The 22,249-nt window shown below is 69.6% G+C and carries 22 protein-coding genes and 1 pseudogene; 14 read left to right on the plus strand and 9 right to left on the minus strand.

Features of this window, described 5'->3' with window-relative positions; all coding sequences use genetic code 11:
* Positions 1–36: 36 nt before the first annotated feature.
* A pseudogene (locus AC3WTE_RS18805) lies at positions 37–633 on the plus strand (DAK2 domain-containing protein); the annotation flags it as partial.
* A gap of 48 nt (positions 634–681) precedes the next feature.
* Positions 682–1,731 carry a dihydroxyacetone kinase subunit DhaK gene (locus AC3WTE_RS18810; protein WP_492439903.1) on the plus strand — a complete coding sequence of 350 codons (1,050 nt, stop codon included), beginning with the start codon at positions 682–684 and terminating at the stop codon, positions 1,729–1,731.
* On the opposite strand, the gene AC3WTE_RS18815 is transcribed toward AC3WTE_RS18810, so the two are convergent.
* The 6 genes from AC3WTE_RS18815 to AC3WTE_RS18840 form a co-directional block, all read right to left on the minus strand.
* Positions 1,714–2,961 carry an MFS transporter gene (locus AC3WTE_RS18815; protein WP_492439843.1) on the minus strand — a complete coding sequence of 416 codons (1,248 nt, stop codon included), beginning with the start codon at positions 2,959–2,961 and terminating at the stop codon, positions 1,714–1,716. The two genes, AC3WTE_RS18810 and AC3WTE_RS18815, sit on opposite strands and share 18 nt — an antisense overlap.
* Positions 2,962–2,974: 13 nt before the next feature.
* Complete coding sequence (locus AC3WTE_RS18820) at positions 2,975–4,093, minus strand: PLP-dependent cysteine synthase family protein (protein ID WP_492439845.1); 1,119 nt, start codon at positions 4,091–4,093, stop codon at positions 2,975–2,977.
* A 95-nt stretch (positions 4,094–4,188) separates the two neighbouring features.
* Positions 4,189–4,590: a putative copper homeostasis (lipo)protein LpqS gene (gene lpqS, locus AC3WTE_RS18825; protein WP_492439847.1), complete on the minus strand. Its 402-nt coding sequence runs from the start codon at positions 4,588–4,590 to the stop codon at positions 4,189–4,191.
* A 106-nt stretch (positions 4,591–4,696) separates the two neighbouring features.
* Positions 4,697–6,187 (minus strand): flavin-containing monooxygenase, encoded by a 1,491-nt coding sequence (locus tag AC3WTE_RS18830; RefSeq protein WP_492439849.1) that lies wholly within the window; start codon positions 6,185–6,187, stop codon positions 4,697–4,699.
* Positions 6,188–6,295: 108 nt separating this feature from the next.
* Positions 6,296–7,282, minus strand: coding sequence for an alpha/beta hydrolase (locus AC3WTE_RS18835; RefSeq protein ID WP_492439851.1), 987 nt, complete (start codon positions 7,280–7,282; stop codon positions 6,296–6,298).
* A 3-nt stretch (positions 7,283–7,285) separates the two neighbouring features.
* On the minus strand, positions 7,286–8,209 hold the full coding sequence (locus AC3WTE_RS18840; protein ID WP_492439853.1) for an alpha/beta hydrolase: 924 nt from the start codon (positions 8,207–8,209) through the stop codon (positions 7,286–7,288).
* Between AC3WTE_RS18840 and AC3WTE_RS18845 the strand changes: the two genes are divergently transcribed.
* The 7 genes from AC3WTE_RS18845 to AC3WTE_RS18875 all read left to right on the plus strand — a co-directional run bounded on the left by AC3WTE_RS18845 (position 8,208) and on the right by AC3WTE_RS18875 (position 15,804).
* The gene (locus AC3WTE_RS18845) at positions 8,208–8,936 is read left to right on the plus strand and encodes a lysoplasmalogenase (protein ID WP_492439855.1); all 729 of its coding nucleotides are present in this window, start codon (positions 8,208–8,210) and stop codon (positions 8,934–8,936) included. The genes AC3WTE_RS18840 and AC3WTE_RS18845 overlap by 2 nt on opposite strands.
* 50 nt (positions 8,937–8,986) lie before the next feature.
* Positions 8,987–10,933 (plus strand): primosomal protein N', encoded by a 1,947-nt coding sequence (locus AC3WTE_RS18850; RefSeq protein ID WP_492439904.1) that lies wholly within the window; start codon positions 8,987–8,989, stop codon positions 10,931–10,933.
* A 68-nt stretch (positions 10,934–11,001) separates the two neighbouring features.
* Entirely contained in the window at positions 11,002–11,958 is a 957-nt protein-coding gene (gene fmt, locus AC3WTE_RS18855) for a methionyl-tRNA formyltransferase (protein ID WP_492439857.1), read from the plus strand.
* Positions 11,955–13,484: an RsmB/NOP family class I SAM-dependent RNA methyltransferase gene (locus AC3WTE_RS18860; protein WP_492439859.1), complete on the plus strand. Its 1,530-nt coding sequence runs from the start codon at positions 11,955–11,957 to the stop codon at positions 13,482–13,484. The genes fmt and AC3WTE_RS18860 overlap by 4 nt, the downstream gene beginning before the upstream one ends.
* Positions 13,485–13,489: 5 nt before the next feature.
* Positions 13,490–14,197 (plus strand): ribulose-phosphate 3-epimerase, encoded by a 708-nt coding sequence (gene rpe / locus AC3WTE_RS18865; protein ID WP_492439861.1) that lies wholly within the window; start codon positions 13,490–13,492, stop codon positions 14,195–14,197.
* 50 nt (positions 14,198–14,247) lie between these two features.
* A complete protein-coding gene (gene ribD, locus AC3WTE_RS18870; RefSeq protein WP_492439906.1) occupies positions 14,248–15,231 on the plus strand; it encodes a bifunctional diaminohydroxyphosphoribosylaminopyrimidine deaminase/5-amino-6-(5-phosphoribosylamino)uracil reductase RibD in 984 nt (327 codons plus the stop codon).
* A 327-nt stretch (positions 15,232–15,558) separates the two neighbouring features.
* Positions 15,559–15,804 (plus strand): hypothetical protein, encoded by a 246-nt coding sequence (locus tag AC3WTE_RS18875; RefSeq protein WP_492439863.1) that lies wholly within the window; start codon positions 15,559–15,561, stop codon positions 15,802–15,804.
* 105 nt (positions 15,805–15,909) lie between these two features.
* Here the strand turns inward: AC3WTE_RS18875 and AC3WTE_RS18880 are convergent, their stop codons facing one another.
* Together AC3WTE_RS18880 and AC3WTE_RS18885 are read right to left on the minus strand one after the other, a co-directional pair.
* On the minus strand, positions 15,910–17,487 hold the full coding sequence (locus AC3WTE_RS18880) for an MFS transporter (RefSeq protein WP_492439865.1): 1,578 nt from the start codon (positions 17,485–17,487) through the stop codon (positions 15,910–15,912).
* Complete coding sequence (locus AC3WTE_RS18885; RefSeq protein ID WP_492439867.1) at positions 17,487–18,203, minus strand: LppX_LprAFG lipoprotein; 717 nt, start codon at positions 18,201–18,203, stop codon at positions 17,487–17,489. Before AC3WTE_RS18885 ends, AC3WTE_RS18880 begins: the two co-directional genes overlap by 1 nt.
* A gap of 65 nt (positions 18,204–18,268) precedes the next feature.
* Here AC3WTE_RS18885 and AC3WTE_RS18890 point away from each other — a divergent pair, with 65 nt between their 5' ends.
* The 5 genes from AC3WTE_RS18890 to AC3WTE_RS18910 all read left to right on the plus strand — a co-directional run bounded on the left by AC3WTE_RS18890 (position 18,269) and on the right by AC3WTE_RS18910 (position 21,781).
* Positions 18,269–18,841 carry a GNAT family N-acetyltransferase gene (locus AC3WTE_RS18890; RefSeq protein ID WP_492439869.1) on the plus strand — a complete coding sequence of 191 codons (573 nt, stop codon included), beginning with the start codon at positions 18,269–18,271 and terminating at the stop codon, positions 18,839–18,841.
* A 10-nt stretch (positions 18,842–18,851) separates the two neighbouring features.
* Positions 18,852–19,460, plus strand: coding sequence for a riboflavin synthase (locus tag AC3WTE_RS18895; RefSeq protein WP_492439871.1), 609 nt, complete (start codon positions 18,852–18,854; stop codon positions 19,458–19,460).
* A 118-nt stretch (positions 19,461–19,578) separates the two neighbouring features.
* Positions 19,579–20,838 carry a bifunctional 3,4-dihydroxy-2-butanone-4-phosphate synthase/GTP cyclohydrolase II gene (locus AC3WTE_RS18900; RefSeq protein ID WP_492439873.1) on the plus strand — a complete coding sequence of 420 codons (1,260 nt, stop codon included), beginning with the start codon at positions 19,579–19,581 and terminating at the stop codon, positions 20,836–20,838.
* On the plus strand, positions 20,835–21,308 hold the full coding sequence (gene ribH, locus AC3WTE_RS18905) for a 6,7-dimethyl-8-ribityllumazine synthase (protein ID WP_492439875.1): 474 nt from the start codon (positions 20,835–20,837) through the stop codon (positions 21,306–21,308). The genes AC3WTE_RS18900 and ribH overlap by 4 nt, the downstream gene beginning before the upstream one ends.
* Positions 21,305–21,781: a PH domain-containing protein gene (locus AC3WTE_RS18910; RefSeq protein WP_492439877.1), complete on the plus strand. Its 477-nt coding sequence runs from the start codon at positions 21,305–21,307 to the stop codon at positions 21,779–21,781. The genes ribH and AC3WTE_RS18910 overlap by 4 nt, the downstream gene beginning before the upstream one ends.
* Here the strand turns inward: AC3WTE_RS18910 and AC3WTE_RS18915 are convergent.
* Positions 21,756–22,241 (minus strand): GNAT family N-acetyltransferase, encoded by a 486-nt coding sequence (locus AC3WTE_RS18915; protein WP_492439879.1) that lies wholly within the window; start codon positions 22,239–22,241, stop codon positions 21,756–21,758. The genes AC3WTE_RS18910 and AC3WTE_RS18915 overlap by 26 nt on opposite strands.
* Between the last annotated feature and the right edge of the window lie 8 nt (positions 22,242–22,249).

Here is a 22,249-nt window from a genome sequence, read left to right on the forward strand (position 1 = left end):
GCACACCGCTGCCGCGTCGGCGACCGGGAGGGCACGATGAGCCGAAACACCTTGGGACAGTTGGTCCGTACCTGCGTTGACACCGCGTTGACGCGCCGCGCCGAGTGGGATCGGCTTGACGCCGCCGTCGGCGACGGGGATTTCGGTAGCAGCGTGGCCCGCGGTGCCCAGGCCCTCGCCGCCCACTGGGACGCGCTGGAGCGCGGCACGGCCGAGAAGTTTCTGGGTGCGGTCGGTGCGCTGCTCCGTCGCGAAATGGGTGGCAGTTCGGGACCGTTACTTGCGGTGGCATGTGAACGCGCCGGTGCTGCGGCGGGTGACGTCGAGACGATCGACATTGCGACTGCCGCGGCGATGCTGCAGGCCGCGGCGGCGGGCGTCGCCGAGTACGGCCAGAGCGCGGTCGGTGACAAGACGCTTCTCGACGCCCTCGTCCCGGCTGCTGATGCCGTCGCGCAGGTCGCTGCGCAGGGCGGCGACACCGCAGCGGCATACCGTGCGGCGGCTGCGGCCGCCGCGAGCGGTGCCCGCGCCACCCGGGGCTACGTGGCACGGCGCGGGCGTGCGGTGTACTCGGCCGAACGCAACGTCGGCGCGCCCGATCCGGGCGCGGTGGCGGTCGCGGAGATCGCCGCCGCGGTGGCGGCCGGGGCCGGGGTCGAGGTGCCGGATCTGAGCGACCTGCAGCCCCAGCCGACCGAGCCGGTCGACACTGCCGATGCGGTCTCCTCGACGAAGAAGTTCCTCAACGATCCCGTCCACGCCGCCCTCGACAGCCTGGCAGGCCTCGCTCGCTCGGTGCCGGAACTCGTTCGGTGGGATGACGTCGAGCAGATCATCGTCCGCGCGACACCGTTACCCGCTGGACAGGTCGGATTGGTATCCGGCGGCGGTTCGGGTCACGAGCCGCTCCATGCCGGATTCGTCGGGCCGGGGATGCTGACGGCCGCGGCACCGGGTGCGGTGTTCGCGTCGCCGAGCGTCGACCAGATTCTGGCTGCCACCCGGGCCGCTGCCGCGGGCGGGGGCGTCCTGCACATCGTGAAGAACTACACCGGTGATGTGCTGAACTTCCGGCTTGCGGCCGAAGCCGCTCAGGCCGAGGGAATCGACGTGGCGAGCGTGCTGGTCGACGACGACGTCGCGGTCAGTGACTCCGCGCACACCGTCGGAAAACGTGGCACCGGGGCAACACTGTTCGTCCACAAGATCGCCGGCGCGGTCGCCGAGGCCGGCGGCACGCTGGAACAAGTACGCTCAGCGGCTGACGATGTCGTGCGGCGCAGTGCCAGTTTCGGGTTCGCACTGACGTCGTGTTCGCCGCCGGGGGCGGGTCCGATCCTGATTCTCGGCCCCGACGAAATCGAGGTGGGTGTCGGCATTCACGGCGAGCAGGGCAGGCGGAGCGATGTGGTGCGCCCCGCCGCGGACCTGGTTGCCGAGGCTGCTGACATCCTGGTCGCCAGTCTGGAACTCGGTGCCGGCAGTCGCGTGGCTGCGTTGGTCAACGGGATGGGCGGAACTCCTCTGATGGAGCTGTACATCCTGTTCAACGATCTTGCCGACGAGCTCGCGCGCCGGCACATCAGCATCGAACGAAATCTGGTCGGCAATTACGTCACCAGCCTCGACATGGCCGGTGCGTCGTTCACTCTCATGGCCTTCGATGAGCAGCTGGCCACGCTCTGGGACGCGCCCGCGCACACCGCCGCATTACGTTGGGGCTGTTAGTACCGGCTCCAGCCGGTTCGTCCGGTGTAACCGGTGCAGGGCCAGTGCCACCAGCAGGCTGATGGCCGTCAGCGACACCCAGATGAGTGCGGGCCGCCCGGCCTCACGAGCGGTCTGCATCAGCGCACCGGTGGCCAGGTTTCCCACCAGGATGCCGATACCGACGATGGTGTTGTAGAAGCCGTAGTACGTCGCGACCAGCCGGTCGCCGGCGAGCGACACCACGGTGTCCATCTCGAACGGGTAGACCGCCGCCGACCCGACCGCCAGCAGCGCCGCCGTCAGCAGCAGCGCGGCGACCGCGGCGGGAACGCCCCATCGGTCGTCGGGCACGACGATCAGCGGGACGAACGCCGCGGCCAGCACCAGCACCCCGATGGTCAGCGACTGGGCGCGGCCGTAGCGTGCGGTGAACCAGGCCGTGATGCGCAGCTGCCCACCGATGGCGACCAGGCCCGACACCGCGAACACCGCTGCCACGATAGCTGATTCGTGGTGCGGCGCGAGTACCCCGGCGTGCAGCGGCAGTGCCAGGTACACCTGGAACGTCACCACGTAGGTGCCGACCATCGCGGCGGCGAACAGCAGGAACGGCCGGTTGGACAGCACCGTACGCCAGTCGTGCAGGACCGGGGCGCGTTCGGCGACAGCATGACCGGCATGGTCCTTCGGCAGCGCGAACAACTGCGCGATGGTCAGCACCGCGAACACCGCCGCTGCCATGCCTGCGGTGACCCGGAAGTCGAGCGCCAGCAACGCCAGTCCGACGAGCGGCCCGGCCAGGATGCCGCCCTGATAGAAGACGTTGAACACCGTAAACGCCGCCACCCGGCGCTCGCCGGAGTCCTCGGCGAGGTAGGCCCGCACCGCGGGGTTGAACAGCGCGCCCGCGAAACCCGTTGCCGCCGAGGCGATGAGCAGAGTCGGTAAGGACTGCGCGACCGCCAGCAGGCCGAAGGCCGCCGTGCGTAACAGGCAACCCGCCACGATGAGCGGTTTGTAGCCGAGCCGGTCCGCCAATGTCCCACCGACGATGAACATGCCCTGCTGCGAGAAGTTCCGCACCCCGAGCACCAACCCGACGGCCCAGCCGGCCAGGCCGAGTGGACCGGCCAGATACCCGGCCAGATACGGCATCAACATGTAAAAGCCGAGGTTGATGCCGAACTGGTTGAGCATCAGCATCCGGCTGGGCCAGCCGAAGCTGCGGAACTGGGTGAGTACTGCCATCAGAGTTCCTTCCTCACCGTGACGCCGCAGCGGGCTTGCGCACCGTGCCGCAGCGGGTCCACGAATCGACCACGTGCTCAGCGGGATCGGCGATCACCGCGGGTTCGGCCGGCGGGTCGATCCCGAGCAGGTTGTGCTCTCGGCAGTAGTCGTCGTTGTAGACCGTGTCGAAATACCGTTGCGGGCCGTCGGGAAAGATCGCGGCAATGGTCGTGTCCGGCCCGTGGTGGCGGGCCGCCCACCCGGCGACCAGCGCCACCGCACCACCACTCCAACCGCTGCTGGCGTAACTGGTCGCGGCGAGCGCCCGGCATGCCCACACCGCTTCGGCGGGCGCCACCCAGTGCACTTCGGCGAACGCGCCGTAATCGACGTTCTCCGGATAGATGCTCGACCCCAGCCCGCGCATGAGCCGGCTCTGCGCGGGCTGCCCGAAGATCGTCGAACCGATGGTGTCGACGCCGATCAGCTCGAGGTGAGGGTTGAACTCACGCAACACTTTTGCCACTCCGGCCGAATGCCCGCCGGTGCCCACCGAGCACACCAGGATGTCGATGGTGCCGAGCTGTGACTGCAACTCGAGGGCGAGATCACGGTAAGCGTCGACGTTGTCGGGGTTGTTGTACTGGTCGGGGTACCAGGCGGTGGGGTCACCTGCCAGGATCTGGGTCACCCGGTCCCGGCGGGCCTGCTGCCAGCCGCCCGTCGGGTGCGGCTCGGTGACCAGGTCGATGTCGGCGCCGTAGGCCGCGAGCATCCGCAGCATCATCGGTTCCATGCCCGGATCGGTCACCAGTGTGACCGGATGGCTGTACACGGTGCCGACCAGAGCAAGTCCGAGTCCCAGTGTGCCGCTGGTGGATTCGACGATCCGTGCCCCGGGCAGCAGGTCGCCGCGGGCCCGGCCGCGCTCGACCATGTACATGGCGGGCCGGTCCTTCATGCCGCCGGGGTTGACGCCTTCGAGCTTGGCCCAGAACCCCCGGTCCCCGGTGGTGAACGGCGCAGAGATCCGCAGCACCGGAGTGCCGCCGACCATGGTGCCCGGCCGGTCGTAGCGGGCCAGCCGGCACGGCCCGGCCGCCGGGCGAGGCGATTTTCTGGGCAGGGTGAGGTTGGACGAATTGTTCATGAGTGCATCACTTTTCGCTGGAGCCGCGGTGCGGCAGCGGAATCGGACAGCGAACACCGATCGACCACGGAGCGTGGCCGATCTGCGCTGACCGATCAGCGTCGGGAGATGCAGAGCCGGGTCAGGACCACCCGCCCGGTGTGAATCGCAGCCGCGCGCCGGGGCGGACCCCGGCCGGTCTCGAGCGCCATCGCGGGCCAGCGCACCACCAGGACGCCGAGCGTCACCACCAGACCGAGAGCCAGGAGAGTGGAGCCGGAGCGGGGGAGTCCGGCGGCGGTCACCAGTTCTGGGGCCGATGGCGCCGAGCCGTCCCGCACGTGCGGGTGTTCGGGGGTCACCGACGGCAGCGTGTGTCCGGGGGCGACGATTTCGGGGGCGGCGTGCGCATGCGATGCGTCAACGGGCTTGGCGTTCAACTGGATTCCCAACCCGACACCGAGCACGGTGACGAGCAGCACGGCCGCTGCCCGCCATCGGATCGGCCGGGAAGTCACGTCCGCGACTGTACCGACGTTTCGGCGGCTATAGCCGGGGTGATGGCAACGCGTGCGGAAAAGTTACCGGGTTCAAAGAACATTCATATCGGGCCGCCGCGAACACTCAAGCGCTGAACTCGTAGTCGTCGAGGTCGAACCGGCGGCTGCGGACGTAGGCCTCCACAGTGGTGGCCGGCCGCAGGGGCACGTCGCCGTTCTTGTCGAAGTAGTAGCTGTTGGCGCTCTGGCAGCTGTCCTGCCAGAACACCTGCCGGTGGCGTTTGCGGAGCATCTCGGCGAAGTAGCGGTCGTTGGCCTCCCGCGACACTTCGATCCGGTGGGCGCCAACTCTTTCCGCGCGCTGCAGACACCGCACGATGTGGTGCACCTGGGCTTCGATCAGGGCGAAGTAGGACGAGCCCACATAGCCGTACGGGCCCATGACGGTGAAGAAGTTCGGGAAGCCGGGGATACTGACGCCTTCGTACGCCTGCAGTCGCTGCGTCTCCCAGAACTCGCCGAGGGCGTGGCCACCGGCCCCGGTGACGGGAAACGTCGGCACGCTGTCGACGTCCATCACCTTGAACCCGGTGGCCAGAATCAGCACGTCGACCTCGTGCTCCTGCCCGTCGGCGGTGCGTACCCCGGACGGTGTGATCCGCTCGATGGCTTCGGTTACCAGACTGACGTTTTCGCGGTTGTACGTCGCGAGGTAAGTGTTGTGGAAGCCGGGGCGTTTGCAACCCACTGCGTAGCGTGGGGTGAGCTTGTCGCGGATGACAGGATCGTGCACCTCGCGGCGCAGGAACGACCGGCCCATCCGGGCCGCGCCGTCGGCCAACGGGAACACGCTGTAGTACTGCGCGGACAGCGGGAACGTGAGCTCGACGTAGGCCTGGCTGGCCAGCCGCTGCAGTGCCTTGCCGCCGGGGATGCGCATGGCCCAGCGGGCCGCGGCCGGCAGGGGCACGTCCAGTTTGGGGAAGCACCAGATGGGCGTGCGCTGAAACACCGTGAGGTGGTCCACGATCGGCGCGATCTCCGGGATGACCTGCACCGCCGAGGCGCCGGTGCCGATGATCGCGACCCGCTTGCCACTCAGGTCGATGCTGCTGTCCCAGCGCGCGGTGTGCATCGTGATGCCCGCGAAATCGGCGACGCCCTCGATGTCCGGCGGCTTGGGCACCGTCAGCACGCCGCTGCCGTTGATCAGGAACCGTGCCGTGATGGTGCCGGAATCGGTCTGCACGCGCCACAGGTCGGCGTCGTCGTCGTACTCGGCGCCGGTGACGTGGGTGCCGAAGCGGATCCGGTCCCGCAACCCGTACTTGTCGACGCAATGCTCGGCGTAGGCCTTGAGTTCGTGGCCCTTGGCATAGGTCCGGGACCAGTCCGCGCTCTGCTCGAAGGAGAACTGGTAGGAGAACGACGGGATATCCACGGCGACACCGGGATAGGTGTTCCAGAACCAGGTCCCGCCGGGCCCGGAGCCGGCTTCGAGGATTTGGTAGTCACCGAGCCCGGCCCGGTCCAGCAGGATGCCGGCCCCGATCCCGGAGAAGCCAGCACCGACGATCACGGTTTGGACATCAGGCTCGACATCAGGCGTTGTCATGTGTCGTCATCTTTCCGCGAGCAGACGCAAAACTGTCGCTTTTGCGGCAAAATGACAGTTTTGCTGGGGGTACCACCCGCTTGCGGGGAGTGCTCGCGAAGAAAACCGTCAGGCGTAGAGGGCAGCCTTCAGGGCCGCCAGGCCGCGGTCGGTAGCCTCGGTCGCCACCGGCGACGCCAGCGCGAGGCTGACGAAGCCGTGCACCATGGTCGGTTCGTTGCTCAACTCGACCGGAACCCCGGCTGCGGCGAGCAGTTTCGCGTAATGCGCGCCGTCGTCGCGCAGCGGGTCGTGCTCGGCCGTGCCGATGTACGCCGGCGGCAGACCCTCCAGCGAGTCGGCATTCGCCGGGGCCAGGTCGGTCGGCAGCGTCGAGGCGTCGCTGAGGTCCATGCCGGGCAGGTACCACGACATGAAGGCCGCGGTCACGTTGCTGTTCAGCATGGGGGCGTCGGCGTTCTCGGTGAACGACGGCAGCGTGACGTCGCCTGTGGTCGCCGGGTACCAGAGCAGCTGGAACGCCAGGTCCGGGCCCGCGGCGTCGCGCGCCCGCTGCGCCATCACGGCCGAGATGTTGCCGCCGGCCGAATCGCCGGCCACCGCGAGGCGCGTCGGGTCACCACCGAGTTCAGTGGCGTTCGCGCCGACCCACTGCAGTGCGGCCCACGAATCCTCGATGCCGGCCGGGAACGGATGCTCGGGCGCCAACCGGTAGTCGACCGACACCACGATCGCGCGGGCGCCGACGGCGTGGGCGCGGGCCACATGGTCGTGGGAATCCAGATCGCCGATGGCCCAGCCGCCGCCGTGGTAGAAGACCACGACCGGCAGCGGACGCGTCTCACCGTCGATGGGCGGCCAGTAGACCCGCGCCGGAATCCGGCCCGCATCACCGCAATCGAGCACGCGGTCCTCGATCCGCAGGTTCGGCAGCATCGCGGCGGGCGGCCGCACCGCGGCGAGCTTGGCCCGGGCCACCTCGACGCCGTCGTCGATGGTGAACTCCAGCGGCACGGCGTCCAGCAGAGCTTTGAGGATCGGGTCAATGCCGGGGCGGCCTGAGGACGTCACAGCGTCGGGCTCATCCAGAGTCATGCCTCAGGCTAACGCGACTCGGAGTGCGGCGATGGCGCGGTCGGCCGCCTCCGTCGTCGCCGGCACCACACCGTGGTAGCCCAGGTAGCCGTGCACCAAGGTCTCGGCATTGTGGACCTCGACGGAAACCCCTGCCGCGGTGAGCATCTCGCCGTACCGGATGCCGTCGTCGCGCAGCGGGTCGTGGCCGGCGACGGCGATGTACGCCGGTGCCAGCCCGGCCAGGGACTCGGCGCGCGCCGGCACCAGGGCGGCCGGTGGGTTCCGTAGGTCGACACCCGTGGCATAGAGCAGCGAGAAACCGCCGACGTCGTCGCGGCCGAGCACCGGCGCGTCTGCGTTCTCGGTGAACGACGGCAGCGTCGTGTCCCAGGTCGTCGCCGGGTACCACAGCAGCTGGGCGCGCAGCGGGATACCGGCGTCACGAGCCAGTTGGGCGACCACGGCGGCGAGGTTGCCGCCGGCCGAATCACCGGCAACCGCAAGACGATTCGGGTCACCACCGATCTCGCCGGCGTTTGCGGCCACCCACTGGGTGACGGCCCAGACATCGTCGACCGCGGCGGGAAAGGGGTGCTCGGGGGCCAGGCGGTAATCCACCGACACCACCACGGCGCCGGTCCCGGCGGCATGCAACCGGGCGGTGCCGTCGTAGGTGTCGAGATCGCCGACCACCCAGCCGCCGCCGTGGAAGAACAGCACCACGGGTGCCGATGGTTCGACGTCCGCGGGCCAGTAGATCCGGACCGGCACGCGTTCGATGGCGCGGTCCTCGGCGCGGACCTCGGGGAACACGGCCTTGCGGGGCAGCTCACGGAACCGCGCCCGGGCGGCTTCGACGCCGCCGTCCATGGTCAATTGGAACGGAACCGCTTCCAGTACCTTTTCCAGAATGGGATCGAGCGGGGGACGCACAGTGTCCGACATGAGTTCACCGTACGCACCGCGCTGGCGGGTGTGGGTGGCGGCCGCTGTCGTCGCCGCCGGCTACGGCGTCTTTCTCATCGTGACGGCGCTGCGGTTGCCGCCCGGTGCGGACCTGACCGGCCAGTTCGCCCTGCAGCCCGAGATCAAGGCGCTGCCTGCGCTGCTGCTGGCGGTGGCCGCGGCCGGACACGCGATCGTGCGCGAACGCCGCTGGCTGATCGCCGCACTGGTGTTCTCGGCAGGCGGCGACTTCCTGCTGGCCATCCCCGGATGGCCGCTGGGATTCGTGTTCGGGCTGGGCTCGTTCCTGATCGCGCATCTGTGTTTCCTGGCGGCCCTGCTGCCTCTCGCCCGGCGGACCCCGGCCGCCACCGCCGGCGCCGGGGCCTTGGTGGTCATCTGTGTCGGGCTGATCGTCTGGTTCTGGCCGAGCTTGGTCGCGCAGAAGATGACCATCCCCGTCACCGTGTACATGGCGGTCCTGGTGGCCATGGTGTGCACCGCGCTGTTCGCCGACCTGCCGACCCGTTGGACCGCGCTCGGTGCACTGTGTTTCGCGGTGAGTGACGGCATGATCGGGATCAGCAAGTTCGTCCTCGGTGACGAGACGCTGGCAATACCCATCTGGTGGGCCTATGCCGCGTCGTTGCTCCTGATCACCGCCGGATTCTTCGCGGGCCGGACGGTGGCGGCCGTGTCGGCCATGTCTGGTACACCGGCTGCGTGACCGTCACCAGGGCGCAGGCCGAACACGAGCCCGTGGCCCGGGTGCTGCCGATGCTGTCGGTGCCGCACCTGGACCGCGAGTTCGACTACCTGGTGCCCGCCGACCTGTCCGACGACGCCCAGCCGGGCGTGCGTGCCAAGGTCCGGTTCAACGGCCGGCTGGTCGACGCCTTCATTCTCGAAAGACGTTCGGACACCGACCATTCCGGCAAGCTCGGCTGGCTGGATCGCGTGGTCTCGGCCGAGCGGGTACTGACCCCGGCGGTGCAGCGCCTTGCCGAAGCGGTGGCCGCCCGGTACGCGGGCAGCCGTCCCGACGTGCTGCGGCTGGCCATTCCGCCCCGGCACGCCACCGTCGAGAAGCAGGCGCCGCCGGAACTCCCGCCGCTCACCCCGCATCGGGTCGACGCCGGTGCCTGGGCGAACTACGGCCGCGGTGAGCAGTTCCTCGAGGCGCTCGGCGAGGGCCGGGCGGCCCGCGCCGTGTGGCAGGCGCTGCCAGGCGAGGACTGGGCCAGGCGGCTGTGTGAGGCCGCGGCGGTCGTCGTCAACGCCGGGCGGGGTGCGCTGCTGATCGTCCCCGACCAGCGCGACGTCGACGCCGTCCACGCCGCGGCGCTGACACTCGTCGACGAGTCCCGGGTGGTCGCACTGTCCGCGGGCCTCGGCCCGTCGCAGCGGTACCGGCGGTGGCTGTCGGTGCTGCGTGGCCAAGCCCGGCTGGTGATCGGCACGCGCAGTGCGGTGTTCGCCCCGGTCTCCGACCTCGGGCTGATCGTTGTCTGGGACGACGGTGACGACTCGCTCGCCGAACCCCGCGCACCGTACCCGCACGCCCGGGAGGTCGCGATGCTGCGGGCGCACCAATTGCGTTGCGGTGCAGTGATCGGCGGCTTCTCCCGTACCGCGGAGGCGCAGGCGCTGGTGCGGAGTAACTGGGCGCATGACCTGGTGGCCGGCCGCTCCGTCGTGCGCGCGCGGGCCCCGCGGGTCGTCGCGCTCGACGACGACGCGCACACCCACGAGCGCGACGCCGCCGCGCGCACCGCGCGGCTGCCGTCGATGGCGTTGGGGGCCGCGCGGGCGGCCCTGAGCGCCGGGCGGCCGGTACTGGTGCAGGTGCCGCGCCGCGGCTACGTTCCCGCGCTGGCGTGTGGCAAATGCCGGACCATTGCCCGGTGCCGGCACTGCACCGGCCCGCTGTCGCTGCCCGACCGGGACACCGTCGGCGCCGTCTGCCGCTGGTGCGGCCGCCAGGACATCGCGCTGCGCTGTGGCCGGTGCGGCTCGGATGCCGTGCGCGCCGTGGTGGTCGGTGCCCGGCGCACCGCGGAGGAGCTGGGCCGCGCCTTTCCCGGCGTCCCGGTGGTCACCTCCGGTGGCGACGCCGTGGTGACCGAGGTACCCGCCCGCCCGGCGGTCGTGGTGGCGACCCCGGGCGCCGAACCACGCGCCGACGGCGGCTACGGCGCGGCGCTGCTCCTGGACGGGTGGGCCCTGCTGGGCCGCCAGGATCTGCGGGCCGCCGAGGACACGCTGCGCCGGTGGATGTCAGTGTCGGCCATGGTGGTCGATCGGGCTGCCGGCGGCACGGTGGCGGTGGTCGCGGAGTCGTCGATCCCGACGGTGCAGGCGCTGGTGCGCTGGGACCCGGTCGGGCATGCCGAGTCCGAGCTCGACGGCCGAACCGAGGTCGGGCTGCCACCTGCGGTGCACCTCGCGGCCGTCGACGGCATTCCGGAGGGGGTCGACGCGCTGCTGGAGGCCGCGGCGTTGCCACCCGATGCCGAGGTGCTCGGTCCGGTCGACCTGCCGTTCGGCGCCCGCCGTCCGCCCGGTGTGGACTCAGGCTCTCCGGTACACCGGATGCTGGTGCGGGTCCCGCGCGACCGTGGGCTGGTGCTGGCGGCGGCCCTACGGCGGGCGACGGGTGTGCTCAGCGCCCGCCATGATCAGGAGCCGGTGCGCGTGCAGATCGATCCGCTGCACATCGGATGAGTGGGTTCGGTCCGATCACAAAGCCGGGCGAGCGGAGCGACGGGAAATAGGCAGTAGCCTGGTGGATCGTGCGTATCGTCTTCGCCGGAACTCCGGAACCCGCGCTGCCGTCCCTGCGCCGGCTCATCGCGTCGCCCCGCCACGAGGTGGTCGCGGTGCTGACCCGACCCGACGCGGCCTCCGGTCGGCGGGGCAAGCCGGCGCCGTCCCCGGTGGCCGAACTTGCTCTGGCAGAAGGTATTCCGGTGCTGCGGCCGGCCAAACCCAACGAGCCGGAGTTCGTCGCCGAACTCGCCGAGCTGGCACCGGACTGCTGCGCCGTCGTCGCCTACGGTGCCCTGCTGCGTGACGAACTGCTGGCCGTGCCGCGGCGGGGCTGGATCAACCTGCACTTCTCGGTGCTGCCGGCCTGGCGCGGCGCCGCCCCGGTGCAGGCTGCCATCGCCGCGGGCGACGAGGTGACGGGCGCCACGACGTTCCAGATCGAACGTGCCCTGGACTCCGGCCCGGTGTACGGCGTGCTGACCGAGGCAATACGGCCCATTGACACCGCGGGTGACCTGCTGGCCCGCTTGGCCGACGCCGGTGCCGGTCTGCTCGAGACGACGCTCGACGGTGTCGAGGACGGTGCACTGACCCCGGTGCCGCAGCCCGCCGACGGCGTGACGATCGCCCCCAAGGTCACCGTCGAAGACGCGCGCGTGCGTTGGGACCTGCCCGCACACGTGGTCGACCGCCGCATTCGCGCGGTGACGCCCAACCCGGGTGCCTGGACCGAGATCGGCGACTTGCGGGTGAAACTCGGCCCGGTGGTTCGGGTCGAGGCAGAACCGTTGGCGCCCGGCGTAATTCGCGTGGAGAAGGCAGCCGGGCGAGCGGAGCGACGGGGGACGGAGGAGGTGCTGATCGGCACCGGGAGCTCTCCGGTGCGGCTGGGCATGGTGCAACCGCCGGGGAAGAAACTGATGAATGCGGCGGACTGGGCGCGCGGCGCCCGGCTGGATGAAGGTGTGGTGGCCCGGTGAGCGAACGGAGCAGCGAGGGGCGCGGCGGACGCGACCGCGGTAAGAGTGGCGCTGATCGGGGACGGCAGGGCCGCCCGAACAACCAGGGCCGCTCGGGTGGCCGGGATCGTCAGGCCCGCCAGCCGGGCCAGTCGCAGTCCCGACCGGCCGATGCCGAACGGCGCGCCCCCCGCGGCCCGCGCCGCAAGCCGCTCGATCCGGCGCGCCAAGCCGCTTTCGACGTGCTGCGTGCCGTGTCGGAGCGCGACGCCTACGCCAACCTGGCGCTGCCGGCGATCCTGCGCGAGCGTGACATCACGGGCCGTGACGCGGCCTTCGCCACCGAGCTGACCTACGGCACCTGCCGCTGCGTCGGACTGCTCGACGCGGTGATCGAGAGTGCCGCCGGCCGGCCCACCGACCGGATCGACCCGGTGCTGCTGGACCTGCTGCGGCTCGGCGCCTACCAGTTGCTCCGCACCCGGGTCGACGCCCATGCGGCCGTCGACACCACCGTCGAGCAGGCCGGCATCGAATTCGATTCGGTGCGTGCGGGTTTCGTCAACGGCGTGCTGCGCACCATCGCGGGCAAGGATGAGGCCACCTGGGTGGCCGAGCTCGCGCCGTCGGCCGCCGCCGACCCGATCGGCCACACCGCCTTCACCCACGCCCATCCGCGCTGGGTGGCCCAGGCCTTCGCCGACGCACTCGGCGCCGACGCGGGGGAGCTGGACGCGATGCTCACCAGCGACGACGAACGCCCCGTCGTGCACCTGGCGGCCCGCCCCGGTGAGATCAGCGCCGACGAGCTGGCCGCGGCGGTCGGCGGCGAAGTCGGCCGGTACTCGCCGTACGCGGTATACCTGCCCGGCGGCGACCCCGGCCAGCTGGACCCGATCCGGGACGGCCTCGCCCAGGTGCAGGACGAGGGCAGCCAGCTGGTGGCCCGGGCGCTGACCGAGGCGCCGCTGGAGGGCAACGACACCCGGTGGCTGGACCTGTGTTCGGGTCCCGGCGGTAAGACCGCGATGCTGGCCGCCATCGCCGCGCAGTGCGGCGCCGACGTGACCGCTGTCGAACCGGCAGCGCACCGGGCGGATCTGGTCGAACGCAACACCAGCGGTATGGGTGTCGAGGTGCTGCGGGTCGACGGCCGCGAGTCGGGTCTGGAGCCCGGCTCGTTCGACCGGGTTCTGGTCGATGCGCCTTGTACCGGTCTGGGTGCACTGCGCCGTCGTCCCGAGGCGCGGTGGCGCCGGCAGCCCTCTGACGTGCCGGGTCTGGCCCGGCTACAGCGTGAATTGCTCGCTGCGGCAATCAAACTCACCAGGCCCGGCGGGGTTGTGCTGTACGCGACCTGCTCGCCACACCTGGCCGAGACGGTCGGCGTGATCGCCGACGCCCTGCGCCGTCAGCCCGTCGAGGTGATCGACACCCGGCCCTTGTTCGCACCGGCGGACCGGCTCGGGCCCGGACCATACGTGCAGTTATGGCCACATCGGCATGGCACCGATGCAATGTTCGCGGCCGCGCTCAAAGTAGTCTGACCGCCATGGCAGGTCCATCTCCCGTCGCTCCGCTCGCCCATGCCCCACTGATCGCCCCGTCCATCCTTTCGGCCGACTTCGCCCGGCTCGCCGACGAGACCGCGGCGGTGGCAGGCGCCGACTGGCTGCACGTCGACGTCATGGACAACCATTTCGTCCCGAACCTGACACTGGGTCTGCCGGTGGTCGAGAGCCTCCTGAAGGTCACCGACATCCCGATGGACTGCCATCTGATGATCGAGGACCCGAAGCGCTGGGCTCCGTCATATGCCGAGGCCGGTGCCTACAACGTCACGTTCCACGCGGAGGCGACCGACGACCCGATCGCCGTCGCCCGCGACATCCGCGCGGCCGGGGCGAAGGCGGGCCTGTCCGTCAAGCCCGGCACCCCGATCGAGCCGTACCTGGAAATCCTGCGGGAATTCGACACACTGCTGGTGATGTCGGTGGAACCCGGCTTCGGCGGCCAAAAATTCATCGCCGAGGTGCTGCCCAAGGTCACCGCGGCGCGCCGCCTGGTCGACTCCGGTGAGCTGACCCTGATCGTCGAGATCGATGGCGGCATCAACGACGAAACCATCGAGGCGGCCGCCGCGGCCGGTGTCGACTGCTTCGTCGCGGGTTCTGCGGTCTACAACACGGCCGATCCGGGTGCCGCGGTGGAGGCCTTGCGGCGTCAGGCCGCGGCTGCCTCACCGCACCTGGTGCTGTGACGCCGAAGGCGCTCGACGCCGCGGTGCTCGACGCCGCGGTGCTCGACGCGATGCGGCTGGCCATCGGCCAGGCCGATGCGGTCAAAGGCACCACCTACCCGAACCCGCCGGTCGGCGCGGTGATCCTGGACCGCCACGGCGACGTGGCCGGCGTCGGCGGGACCCAACCGGCGGGGGAGGCGCACGCCGAGGTGGTGGCACTGCGGCGGGCCGGTACCCGTGCTGCGGGCGGCACTGCCGTGGTGACGCTCGAGCCCTGCAATCACCAGGGCCGCACCGGCCCCTGCGTCGATGCGTTGCTGGACGCCGGGGTGGCGGGCGTGGTGTTCGCCGTGGCCGACCCGAATCCGGTGGCCGCGGGCGGCGCTCAGCGACTGACCGATGCCGGGGTGACGGTGTCCTCGGGCGTCCTCGCCGACGAGGTGTCCGGCGGGCCGTTGCGGGAGTGGCTGCACCGCCAGCGCACCGGCCGGCCCCATGTGACGTGGAAGTTCGCGGCCAGCGTCGACGGCCGCAGTGCCGCGGCCGACGGTACGAGCCAGTGGATCACCGGCCCCGCCGCCCGGGCCGACGTGCACCGGCACCGCGGGGTGGCCGACGCCATCGTCGTCGGGACCGGCACGGTGCTGGCCGACGACCCGTCGCTGACCGCCCGCCTGCCCGACGGCACCCTGGCGGCGCGTCAGCCGCTCCGAGTGGTGGTCGGGGCACGCGAAATCTCGTCCGAATCGAACGTCCTCAACGACGATTCCCGCACCATGGTGATCCGGACGCACGACCCGTCGGAGGTGCTCCAGGCGCTGTCGGACCGGACCGACGTGATCCTCGAGGGTGGCCCGACGCTGGCCGGGGCGTTCGTCCGGGCGGGGTTGGTGGACCGGATTCTGGCCTATCTGGCGCCGACGCTGCTGGGTGGACCGATCACGGCGATCGACGATGTCGGTGTGCCGACCATCTCGCAGGCCCGCCGCTGGCGTTTCGACGGGGTTGCCACCGTCGGTGCCGACGTGCGCCTCAGCCTGGTGCCGAACTGATTGCTCGGGGGCGTCCCAGCGAACTTTTTAGGCCGCCCGCGGCGCTCTGAACGGTGGCGAGCCGATGCTGAATCACCCGAATTGATTCCCGCAGCGTATGAGACGTGCGATTCACCGTGGCGCGCAATGTGATTGGCCTCACCGCGACCCATCTTTAGTTCTGCTAATCGTTACCAGTTCGAGATCAACGCCTCGGCATCTGCGCAGGAGGCCGGGGTTGCGCGGTCGTAAAATTAGAAGCACGGACCGGGTCACGTGGATCCGGCCGAAATATCGCGCTCACCGATGTCGTTAGAGCGAAGGTGAACACGAGCAAAGGATACGAGCATGACTGCACTGCAGGACTGGCTCAGCTTCCGTCCGGTTGAAGACGGCATCAAAGACATGATGTTCCGACGGCCCCTGCGGGCGGTCCTGAGCGTGGTCGAGGACTTCGACGACGCCGTGGATGTGGCGCTGGAACGCCTGGCGGCACACACGAACGGGTTCCACCAGGGGCCCGCGCCGGCGCCGACCCCGGCATACATCCCGGACAACGTGGTGCTGATGCGCCCGGGCCTGGAGCGGTGCTGAGCCGGGACACCTGAGCCTGCGTCGAGTGCGCGGGGCCTGCTGACTGAAATAACGGAGCCGCAGAGTCGATTGACTCTGCGGCTCCGTTGTCGTTGGGCTGATGGCCTAGGCCACCGGCGCCGGATCCACCTCCGGAGCGGTCTCCGGTTCGTCGGCCAGTTCGTGGCGGCCGGCGATCAGCAGACCCGCCAGCGCACCCACCACGCAGACGATGGCGGTGATCAGGAAGATCGAGCTGTACTGCATGGTGTAGGCAATTCTGACGTTCTTCGTGATCTGTTCCGCCGCGTCGGCAAGGCTGCCACCCTTCGCCGGCGGCAAGGCCGCCAGGTTCTGGTTGAACTTGTACAGACCCCACGCCGACAGCGCCGCCATCCCGATCAGCATGCCGATCATGCGGGAGACGACGACCGCGGCCGAGGCGATGCCGTGCTGTGCTGTCGGCACCACCCGCAGTGTCGCCGAGGTCAGCGGACCGATGACCAGACCCAGCCCCAGGCCGGCGATGATCAGGTCGGTCGGCAGCTTCGGCAACGTGATGATCGCGAGGTCATGACTGGCCTCCAGCACGTTCATGTCCCAGTGCGACACCAGCAGGTATGCGGCGGCCGCGATGACCAGGCCGGCGAACGCCACGATGCGGTCGCCCACGCGAGTGGCGATCCACCCACCGACCAGGGCGCCGACCGGCAGCGCACCCAGGAACCACGCCAGTTTGAAGACCGCGTGGGCCTGGTCGATACCGAGGACACCGCGGCTGAACAGCTCGACGTTGACCAGCGTGACCATCAGTGCCGCGCCCGCGCACAGCGACGATGCCAGACCGGCCAGGAACGGCCGGAAGTGCACGCCCACCGGATCGATGAGCTTCGTGCGGGCGATCTTCTCCCAGACGAAGAACGCGACGGCGACCACCGCGGCGGCAATCAGCAACGGCGGACCGTTTTCCGGCAACACCTGCTTGCCGTCCGGGCTGGGGTTGTACAGACCCCAGGTCGCGAGCCCGAGCGCGACGGCGAGCAGGACGCCACCGAGCACGTCGATCTTCTCCGGCGTCTCGGTCTCGGCGCGCGAGGGCAGGCTGAAGTGGATCATCACCATGGCCGCAATGGTCAGCGGCACGTTGATCCAGAAGACATCGCGCCAGTCGTTCAGCAGCCACACCACGCCGACGCCGTACAGCGGGCCGAGCACGCTGCCCAGCTCCTGCGCGGCACCGATACCGCCGAGCACCCCGGCGCGGTTGCGGGCCGCCCACAGGTCGGCGGCCAGTGCCAGCGTCACCGGCAGGAGCGCGCCACTGGCGACACCCTGGATGGTCCGGCCGATGATCAACTGGATCAGCGGTTCGATCATGTCGTTCGCCGGGGCGAACATGCCGGCCATTGCCGTGACGATCGAACCCACCGCGAACAGCGCCAGGCTGGCCTGCAGCACCAGTTTGCGGCCGAACCGGTCCGAGGCCCGGCCCAGCAGCGGCATGGCCGCGATGTAGCCCAGCAGGTACCAGGTGACCACCGGCGTGACCTGCTGGATCTTGTTGATCGGGATGCCGATGCCGTCCGGCGGGTCCTTCATCATGTCGGTCATGATCGTCACGACGACATAGGTGTCGAGCGCGCCGAGCAGGACCGCGAGGCTGCCCGCGGCGATGGCGACGTGGCGGTTGTTGCCCCCGGCCATTACTGAACGTCGGGCTTGTTGACGGTGACCGGCTTACCCCAGTCGGTCAGCGTCATCTGCAGGCTGTTGCCCGGGCTGGTCTCCAGCTGCGCCTGTGCCAACTGGTGGTTGCCGCTCTCATCGATCCAGGCGGTGCCCGGCAGCGGGTTGGTGACCTTCAGCTGCGGAGCGATCTTGTTGACCGCGTCGGCGCTGACGGTACCGGTGACCTTCACGGTCTTCACGCCGTTGATGTCCTCGCGACCGACGGCTTTGGCGTCGGTGAAGTTGTCCAGGATGTTGGCAAGACCGGTATCCGGGCGCAGGATCGCCGAGATGTCGTAGATGGCGTCGGCGGGGCCGAAGTCGGACAGGGGACCACCGGCCGACAACGAGGCGTACAGGTGGTTGTCGTAGACCACGAACGGGGCGTCCTGGACCCCCATGCCGCCCACCGACAGGTTGGCCTTGCCCTGGCCGGCGACGGCCGGGGTCAGCGTCATGTCACCGGTGAGCTTGGTCACCGTCATCTTGGCGATCTTGCCGTTGACGGTCAGGACCAGGTGCACGCTCTGCTGGCCGCGGGTGGTGTCGGCGGACTGCTTGAGCAGCGTCGCCGCGTCGGGCAGCGGGGTAGAGGGTGCCTCGGACTTCGAGCAGCCGGAGACCAGGAGCACCCCGGCCATCATGGTGGAGAGTAGGGAAACAAGCATGGCGGAGCGTTTGCGCGTCTGCATGTCCTGCATCGTAATAGGTGCGCCTGACTAACAAGTTGTCTCGATGGCCCGGTAGAACCACAGGCATGGTTGCTGAAGTCGAATTCCGGGCGGTTCCGATCGATGCCGGAGACGGCGCGGCGCTGGTCGGCGCCATGGAGGCCGAGATGGCCGAACTGTATGCCGACGTCCGCGGCGGGCTCGATCTGAACGCACCGGACATGCCCAAGGCCGGGCCTGCCGAACTCGGCCCGCCGCACGGCGTCTACCTGGCCGGATACCGCGACGGGCGGCCGGTCTGCGGAGGCGGGCTCAAGCGGCTGCCCGACGGGGCGTGCGAGATCAAGCGGATGTACGTGGCGCCGGAGGCACGCGGGCAGGGCCTGGCCCGAATCCTGTTGCGGGCTTTGGAGGACGCCGCCCGCGGGCTCGGTTACACCGTTGCCCGGCTCGATACGGGGTCACGGCAGCCATATGCCCAGCGGTTGTACGAATCGGAGGGGTACCGGCCGATCCCGAATTTCAACGGCAACCCGGTGGCGCACTACTTCGGCGAGAAGCAGCTTGGCAGGGCGAGCGAAGCGACGGGGGATGTTTCAGGGGCGAGCGAAGCGACGGGGGATGTTTCAGGGGCGAGCGAAGCGACGGGGACTGTCTAAGCTTGGCCCCATGTTCACCGGCATTGTCGAAGAGCTCGGCGAGATCGTCAGCAAGGATCAACTGGCCGACGCGGCCCGGTTCGTCATCCGTGGTCCGCTGGTCACCACCGATGCCGGCCACGGTGATTCGATCGCGGTGAACGGTGTCTGCCTGACCGTCGTCGAGGTGCTGCCCGACGGTGCGTTCTCCGCCGACGTGATGGCCGAGACCCTCAACCGGTCCAGCCTGGCCGGCGTCGAGGTCGGCGGCCGGGTGAACCTCGAGCGCGCCGCGGCGATCAACAGCCGCCTCGGCGGGCACATCGTGCAGGGCCATGTGGACGGGGTTGGCACGGTCCTCGCGCGCACACCCTCGGAGCACTGGGAGGTCGTGCGCATCGCGATGCCACCGCAGCTGGCCCGGTACGTGGTCGAGAAGGGCTCGATCACCGTCGACGGGGTATCGCTGACGGTGTCCGGCCTGGGCCGCGACGAGCAGGGCGACTGGTTCGAGATTTCTCTCATCCCAACGACGTTGCAGCTGACGACTTTGGGCCGTGCGCCGGTGGGCACCACGGTGAACCTGGAAGTCGACGTCATCGCGAAATACGTCGAGCGGCTGCTCACCCCGGCGCAGTAGCGCCCGGTCATGCCGTGTCCGCTGAGCGGACCGGCGGGAGTAAGTCGGCCTGTACCAGTGGTTCATACTGGTAGGTGATCAACATGGCCCTGATGTGGCCACGGCAAGGGTGGTGGAGATGACGAGGCTTGATTCCGTCGAGCGGGCGATTGCCGATATCGCGGCGGGCAAGGCTGTCGTCGTCATTGACGACGAAGATCGCGAGAACGAAGGCGATCTGATCTTCGCCGCGGAGAAGGCGACGCCGGAGCTGGTGGCCTTCATGGTCCGCTACACCTCGGGCTACCTGTGTGTGCCGCTCGACGGTGCCATCTGCGACCGCCTCGGCCTGCTGCCGATGTACGCGGTGAACCAGGACAAGCACGGCACCGCCTACACCGTCACCGTCGACGTGAAAAAGGGTGTGGGAACCGGCATTTCGGCTTCGGACCGGGCCAAGACCATGCAGGCGCTGTCCGATCCGGACGCCGTCGCGGATGACTTCACCAAGCCGGGACACGTAGTTCCGTTGCGCGCCAAGGACGGTGGCGTGCTGCGCCGTCCCGGTCACACCGAAGCCGCGGTCGATCTGGCCCGCCTGGCCGGTTTGCAGCCCGCCGGCGCGATCTGCGAGATCGTCAGCCAGAAGGACGAGGGCGCCATGGCCCAGACCGACGAGCTGCGCGTCTTCGCCGACGATCACGACCTGGCGCTGATCTCCATCGCCGACCTCATCGAGTGGCGCCGCAAGCACGAGAAGCACATCGAGCGGGTGGCCGAGGCCCGGATTCCGACCCGGCACGGCGAGTTCCGGGCCGTCGGCTACACGAGCATGTACGAGGACGTCGAACACGTGGCCCTGGTGCGCGGCGATGTCTCCCCGGAGAACGGTGACGACGTCCTCGTGCGCGTGCACTCCGAGTGCCTGACCGGTGACGTGTTCGGTTCGCGGCGCTGCGACTGCGGCCCCCAGCTGGATGCCGCCATGGAGATGGTGGCCAATGAGGGCCGTGGCGTGGTGCTGTACATGCGTGGGCATGAAGGCCGCGGCATCGGCCTGTTGCACAAGCTGCAGGCTTATCAGTTGCAGGATGCCGGCGCCGACACCGTCGACGCCAATCTGGAACTCGGCCTGCCCGCCGATGCCCGGGACTACGGCATCGGTGCCCAGATCCTGGTCGACCTCGGTATCCGGTCCATGCGGCTGTTGACCAACAACCCGGCCAAGCGCGTCGGTCTGGACGGCTACGGCCTGCACATCATCGAGCGGGTGCCGCTGCCCATAGGCCCCAATGCCGACAACATCCGGTATCTCATGACCAAGCGGGACCGGATGGGACACGACCTCATCGGACTCGACGATTTCGCCGGTGACGCGACAGACGGAGAAGGTAAATGAGTGGTGCCGGCGTTCCGGAAATGCCGGCGCTCGACGCGTCCGGAATCAAGCTGGCCATTGTGGCCAGCACCTGGCACACCGTCATCTGTGACGCACTGCTGGACGGCGCGCGCCGCGTGGCCACGGCCTCGGGCATTGCCGAACCGACTGTGATCCGGGTGCTCGGTGCCATCGAAATCCCGGTGGTGGCACAGGAATTGGCCAAGACGCACGACGCGGTGATCGCGCTCGGCGTGGTGATCCGGGGTGGCACACCGCATTTCGACTACGTGTGTGACGCCGTCACGCAGGGCCTGACCCGGGTGTCGCTCGACGAGTCGACCCCGGTCGCCAACGGCGTGCTGACGGTCAACACCGAAGAGCAGGCCATCGACCGCGCCGGCTTGCCCGGTTCGGCGGAAGACAAGGGCGAGCAGGCCGCATCGGCGGCGCTGGCCACCGCGCTCACCCTGCGCGACCTGCGCCGATGACCAAGGATGCCGGCAGCTGGGATCTGGAGGTCCGGCCGCAGCGGGTGAAGTACGTCGCGTACGCGGCGGCCGCCGTCATCATCGTCGTGCACATCACTGTGGGTGCGCTACTGAAACTCGGCGCCACCGGGGTGATCTTCCAGACCTCCGACCAGGTCTCCATGGCACTGCTCGGGCTCATCCTGGCCGGTGCGGTACTGCTGCCGACACGGTCCCGGCTACGGGTGGGTCCGGCCGGCATCGTCGTCCGTAACGTCCTGAGCGACAAGCTCATTGCCTGGCCCGACGTAGCCGGGGTCTCGTTCCCGCTGGGTGCGCGGTGGGCCCGGGTGGACCTGCCCGACGACGAGTACGTCCCGATCATGGCCATCCAGACCGTCGACAAGGTGCGGGCAGTCGACGCGATGGACCAGCTACGGGAACTGGTCGCGAAATACCGCCCGGATCTCAGCTCAGAGTCAAAGACATCGTGAGTTCGTCTGCCGGACCGGGGTTTTGGGAACCCTCGGCCGGTTCGGCCGTGGCGACGAACCCGAAGTCCTGGTAGACCCCGAGCGCTGCCGCATTGTCGCGGTGCACCCGCAGTGTCACGGTGTGCGCTCCCAGCTCACGTCCCCAGTCGATCGCCGCGGTCAGCAGGGTGCGCGCCACGCCACGCCCGCGCGCGACCGGATCGGTCCACAGCGAGTAGAGGTACACCGACCCGGGGCTGGCCCGATGCGCGGCGATCAGGCCCACGAGGCGGTTGTCCTGGGCGAGGGCGAACTGGGCGTGGGCCCGCAGCCGCCGGCGCCACTGCGTCCCGGTGAAGCTCAGCTCGGTGCGGTATTCGGCGTCGTCGGTCCCCGCGGAATCGGCCAGCGCGCGCAGCCGTAGCGCGGCGAACATCCGCCAGTCGGCCTCGGTGAGCCGGATCACCCCTGTCGGTGTCACGTGCGATC

It is taken from the genome of Mycobacterium sp. FW102-FHT13B02 (genome assembly GCF_058790275.1).

Bases quoted from the DNA above. Each gene is read 5' to 3' on its own strand.
- AC3WTE_RS18880 (WP_492439865.1), bottom strand. From the start codon at position 17,487: ATGGCCGGGGGCAACAACCGCCACGTCGCCATCGCCGCGGGCAGCCTC.
- ribD (WP_492439906.1), top strand. From the start codon at position 14,248: ATGCGGCTGGCCATCGGCCAGGCCGATGCGGTCAAAGGCACCACCTAC.
- rpe (WP_492439861.1), top strand. From the start codon at position 13,490: ATGGCAGGTCCATCTCCCGTCGCTCCGCTCGCCCATGCCCCACTGATC.
- AC3WTE_RS18890 (WP_492439869.1), top strand. From the start codon at position 18,269: ATGGTTGCTGAAGTCGAATTCCGGGCGGTTCCGATCGATGCCGGAGAC.
- AC3WTE_RS18830 (WP_492439849.1), bottom strand. From the start codon at position 6,187: ATGACAACGCCTGATGTCGAGCCTGATGTCCAAACCGTGATCGTCGGT.
- AC3WTE_RS18900 (WP_492439873.1), top strand. From the start codon at position 19,579: ATGACGAGGCTTGATTCCGTCGAGCGGGCGATTGCCGATATCGCGGCG.
- ribH (WP_492439875.1), top strand. From the start codon at position 20,835: ATGAGTGGTGCCGGCGTTCCGGAAATGCCGGCGCTCGACGCGTCCGGA.
- AC3WTE_RS18815 (WP_492439843.1), bottom strand. From the start codon at position 2,961: ATGGCAGTACTCACCCAGTTCCGCAGCTTCGGCTGGCCCAGCCGGATG.
- AC3WTE_RS18845 (WP_492439855.1), top strand. From the start codon at position 8,208: ATGAGTTCACCGTACGCACCGCGCTGGCGGGTGTGGGTGGCGGCCGCT.
- AC3WTE_RS18910 (WP_492439877.1), top strand. From the start codon at position 21,305: ATGACCAAGGATGCCGGCAGCTGGGATCTGGAGGTCCGGCCGCAGCGG.
- AC3WTE_RS18895 (WP_492439871.1), top strand. From the start codon at position 18,852: ATGTTCACCGGCATTGTCGAAGAGCTCGGCGAGATCGTCAGCAAGGAT.
- AC3WTE_RS18850 (WP_492439904.1), top strand. From the start codon at position 8,987: ATGCTGTCGGTGCCGCACCTGGACCGCGAGTTCGACTACCTGGTGCCC.
- AC3WTE_RS18835 (WP_492439851.1), bottom strand. From the start codon at position 7,282: ATGACTCTGGATGAGCCCGACGCTGTGACGTCCTCAGGCCGCCCCGGC.
- AC3WTE_RS18840 (WP_492439853.1), bottom strand. From the start codon at position 8,209: ATGTCGGACACTGTGCGTCCCCCGCTCGATCCCATTCTGGAAAAGGTA.
- AC3WTE_RS18820 (WP_492439845.1), bottom strand. From the start codon at position 4,093: ATGAACAATTCGTCCAACCTCACCCTGCCCAGAAAATCGCCTCGCCCG.
- AC3WTE_RS18885 (WP_492439867.1), bottom strand. From the start codon at position 18,203: ATGCAGACGCGCAAACGCTCCGCCATGCTTGTTTCCCTACTCTCCACC.
- AC3WTE_RS18875 (WP_492439863.1), top strand. From the start codon at position 15,559: ATGACTGCACTGCAGGACTGGCTCAGCTTCCGTCCGGTTGAAGACGGC.